1 protein-coding gene is annotated in these 789 nt (G+C 65.5%); it reads left to right on the top strand.

Features of this window, described 5'->3' with window-relative positions; translation table 11 throughout:
• Nucleotides 1-75: 75 nt before the first annotated feature.
• Nucleotides 76-789: NAD(P)/FAD-dependent oxidoreductase (locus G205_RS20440; protein WP_009359711.1), on the top strand; the 714-nt coding region annotated here is incomplete at its 3' end.

Genomic DNA, 789 nt, shown 5'->3' on the forward strand with positions numbered 1-789 from the left:
CCCCCACCCGCACCCGGGGCACCGCACCGCCCCGCACCGCCAGTCTTTGTAGAGAATTTGCAGGAGAACCCTTTTATGGAATCGTCGCCACGTATTGTCATTATCGGAGCCGGGATCGTGGGCACCAACCTCGCCGATGAACTCGTCACCCGGGGCTGGAACAACATCACGGTCCTGGACCAGGGCCCGCTGAACATGCCGGGCGGGTCCACCTCGCACGCCCCCGGCCTGGTGTTCCAGACCAACCCGTCCAAGTCCATGGCCCTCTTCGCCAAATACACGGTCGAGAAACTCCTCTCCCTCACCGAAGACGGCGTCTCCTGCTTCAACCAGGTCGGCGGCCTCGAGGTCGCGACCACCGAAACCCGGCTCGCGGATTTGAAGCGCAAGCTCGGCTACGCCCAATCGTGGGGCATCGAGGGCAGGATCCTCTCCCGCGAAGAATGCAAGGAGCTCTACCCGCTCCTGAACGACGACGACATCCTCGGCGGCCTGCACGTGCCCACCGACGGGCTCGCGTCCGCCGCGCGTGCGGTGCAGCTGCTGATCAAACGCACCGAAGCCGCCGGCGTGAAGTACATCGGCAACACCGCAGTGACCGGCATCGAACAGGAAAACCGCCGCGTCACCGGCGTCCGGACCCCCGACGGCGTCATCGAAGCGGACATCGTGGTCTCCTGCGCCGGGTTCTGGGGCGCCAAGGTCGGCGAACTGATCGGCATGAAAGTACCCCTGCTGCCACTGGCACACCAGTACGTCAAAACCACCCCCGTCCCCGCCCAGCACGGC

Source organism: Arthrobacter nitrophenolicus, from assembly GCF_000332815.1.
Taxonomy (GTDB): domain Bacteria; phylum Actinomycetota; class Actinomycetes; order Actinomycetales; family Micrococcaceae; genus Arthrobacter; species Arthrobacter nitrophenolicus.